Here is a 3,060-nt window from a genome sequence, read left to right as displayed (position 1 = left end):
GCACTAGTTTTTTTCTGTTGCTGAACTTTTTTCTTGCATTGCGGTGTTTTTGTGCTTTTATAGAGGTCTAGCATATATGCTAGGGCATTAACACAGGAGAAACAATCATGGGATACCCAACAAAAGTTCAGCAGATTCGTAGGAAGAAAACGGCCGATCAGTATTACATCAACTTCCCCACCGCTGTGGCGGAGGCCATGGAGTTCGAGAAGGGTGAAGTCATTGAATGGATCATCGAGGACAAGGCGAATATCATTGCGCACCGGCGCCAGGTGCCGCCCTCCCCCGTCACCATAAAAAAAAACCTGCGCTTCTCCTCGAAGGGATCGAAGCGCTCCTGAATCAGTGCGAGGGTTTGGGTGGCGAAGCGATGCGCGATCGTATACGGCGGCATCTGCTCTGCCAGTTGCTCTGCCTGGGACGACATACGCTGACGGGGGTGCTGGGAACATCCGGACGGCTGTTTTGCGACTGGAGCGCCGATTACAGGATGTATTCAGCCGACCGTATCAAGCCAGAGAAGCTGTTTCGTCCCGTCCGGCAGAGCCTGACGGGCAGACTCGGCCCAACGGAACCGCTGGTGGCGGCCCTGGATGATACGCGTCTGCGTAAATGCGGGCGCAATACATATGGGGTCAAGTACACCCGCGATCCGCTGGGGCCTCCGTTTCATGTCAACTTTATCCAGGCGCAGCGCTTTTTGCAGATATCCATGGCCTGTGCAGCCGACAACGGGATGGCCAGGATGATCCCTATCGACTTTGTGCATGCCCCCGCACCCCAGAAGCCCCGCCGCGATGCTGATGAACAAGCATGCGCCCGGCTCCGACAAGCCAAACGCGAAATGGCCCTGCCCAAGGTTGGAGCGGATCGCCTGCACGCCCTGCGAGACGCCATGGATGCCGAAGGGCAGGGAGAGCGCCCGCTGTGGACGGTCGTGGATGGGGGCTACACCAATGGCACATTCATCACCCATCTGCCGCCGCGAACCGTTGTGATCGGCCGTATTCGCGCCGACGCCAAACTGTATTTTCTGCCGGAGTCCTCCGCAGGCAAGCCGGGACGCAATCCCGTCTACGGTTCACGCGCCCCTACGCCCGAAGCCCTGCGGCAGGATACGACGGTGCCTTGGCAGCGCATCAACGCCTTCGCCGCCGGCAAATCTCATGCGTTCAAAATCAAGACGATCCGTCCGCTGCGATGGCGCCCCGCCGGCAAGAAACACAACCTGCGCCTCATCGTTATCGCCCCGTTGGGCTACCGCTTGACCAAACACTCCAGAATGCTCTACCGCAAGCCAGCCTTCCTGATTTGCACCGATCCCGACGCCGATATTCAGCAGATTCTTCAAACATACCTGTGGCGATGGGATATCGAGGTGAACTTCAGGGACGAAAAATCACTCCTCGGCGTCGGTCAGGCCCAAGTCCGGAACCCCAACTCCGTCGGAAACGTGCCCGCGTTGGCAGTGGCCGCCTACGCCATGTTGCTCACCGCCGCCACAAATGCCTATGGCCCAACCGGTCAACCCGATACGCTACCGGCACCCAAATGGCGACGCCGAGAAACCCTCCGGGCCTCTACGCAGTCTCTGCTTCAACATCTCCGCCACGAAGTATGGGCCGATGCCCTGCATTTCTCCGGCTTCATGACCACCCCCTCCGATAACCCAAAGCCGCAGAAACTCCAAAAGAGCCTCGGACACGCCCTATTTTACGCCATGGCCTGAGCCCCTACGGGCCAAACTCCAGCCTCCGGGCGGCATGCCGCCCGGAGGAAGAGCGACGTGTTTCTCGTTTGCGTACGATTGGGAGGAACCGGAACGTATGCAAATCGATATGACCCAGACGAAGATAATCAAACCAGACGTCCAAACGATCGGCGAGTGGTTGCAACCCCAGCGTGAAGCCACCGACCGCTTTGGACACGTGTATGGTGTGATTCAAAAGACAAATCGCTCCCTTTGGCATCACGCGCCGTTCCAGCCAATCCGGCGGATAGTTCAGGTCCGGGGGGCCGGGTTCATAGACGGTTTGGGAGGGGGCGTAAATTTTTCCCGGGACCTGCATGTTGAGTGCCTCATGTGGCCGTACCCAATTGAAGTCGTGACGCCATTGGTCGAAGAGCGCCTGTGAGGCCTCCATTCCATTCGCCGGGGATAGTTGCAGTTCTGCGCGGATGTCTCGATGGATGCGTTCATGGGCACCGTTCTGATCCGGGCGTCCCGGATCAATGCGGTCCAGACGAATGCCCAGGGCCACCCACCAACTGGACAGGCGGGTGAGACCGAGAGGGGCTTGATGGGAAGCAAATGGCGAACCGTTATCCGAGCGGATGGACTCCGGAAGTCCATAACACTCGAATAAACGCTCAAATGCGCGGCGCACGGCGCGTTCGGAGGTGCTATCCATGGCGCGCAAATCCAGCAGAAAACGACTGTAGGCGTCCCGAACCGTCAGCGGTTCGCAACGAGCCCCGTCCCGAGTCTTCCACCATCCCTTGAAATCGACGGTCCACTGTTGGTTGGGCTTGGTGGCCACGATGCCTTCCTGGATACGTGCGGGCGCATCCCGGCGGGGACGTCGGCGGCGCTGGACAAATCCCGCGCGGTCCAGAATGCGCTTCACGCTGCTCAATGACGGGGCGTGAGAAGACCCGTGCAGCCGTTCATACAGGGCTAGCACCTTCTTAGGGCCCCAGTTTGATGCGGAGGTGGTCTTAATCCGTATTAACTCGCAGACGGTGGCTTCGTCCAGCGCCGAGGAACTGCTGTGCGGGCGACGAGAGGCATTGCGCAGGGCGGGGAGTCCTCCCTGCTTAAAACGCACCATCCACTTGTAACCGGTCTTACGGCTGATGCCGTACTCCTTGCATAAGGCCGAAAAATCCATCACAGGACTCATCGCTTTCAACACAAACTCTTCTCTTAATGTCACAACGTTACTCTCTTTCCATGGCATGCCCATCTTCCTCCTGTAGGGCAGACCTTATCACCCCAAAGTGTCACCTATGTCTTGAACCTTTCGTGTCACCCATGTCTTGAACCCGTACCGAACAGCC

The 3,060-nt window shown here is 58.3% G+C and carries 3 protein-coding genes; 2 read left to right on the top strand and 1 reads right to left on the bottom strand.

Annotated elements, in window-relative coordinates; genetic code table 11:
• Window positions 1-107: 107 nt before the first annotated feature.
• The gene (locus ACE4YL_RS03415) at window positions 108-341 is read left to right on the top strand and encodes a hypothetical protein (protein WP_461369227.1); all 234 of its coding nucleotides are present in this window, start codon (window positions 108-110) and stop codon (window positions 339-341) included.
• A gap of 14 nt (window positions 342-355) precedes the next feature.
• The gene (locus ACE4YL_RS03410; protein WP_461369226.1) at window positions 356-1,729 is read left to right on the top strand and encodes a transposase; all 1,374 of its coding nucleotides are present in this window, start codon (window positions 356-358) and stop codon (window positions 1,727-1,729) included.
• A 4-nt stretch (window positions 1,730-1,733) separates the two neighbouring features.
• Here ACE4YL_RS03410 and ACE4YL_RS03405 read toward each other — a convergent pair whose 3' ends face one another.
• Window positions 1,734-2,960, bottom strand: a complete 1,227-nt coding sequence (locus tag ACE4YL_RS03405) for an integrase core domain-containing protein (RefSeq protein WP_461369225.1) — start codon at window positions 2,958-2,960, stop codon at window positions 1,734-1,736.
• Between the last annotated feature and the right edge of the window lie 100 nt (window positions 2,961-3,060).

This window comes from Candidatus Darwinibacter acetoxidans, from assembly GCF_041936445.1.
Taxonomy (GTDB): domain Bacteria; phylum Bacillota; class Limnochordia; order Darwinibacteriales; family Darwinibacteriaceae; genus DTU010.
The sequence above is the reverse complement of the archived record's forward strand: the minus strand, read 5'-3'. Positions and strand labels throughout refer to the sequence as shown.

What these genes read in the sequence shown, in the direction of transcription:
- ACE4YL_RS03415 (WP_461369227.1), top strand. Translation starts at nt 108, where the DNA reads ATGGGATACCCAACAAAAGTTCAGCAGATTCGTAGGAAGAAAACGGCC.
- ACE4YL_RS03405 (WP_461369225.1), bottom strand. Translation starts at nt 2,960, where the DNA reads ATGCCATGGAAAGAGAGTAACGTTGTGACATTAAGAGAAGAGTTTGTG.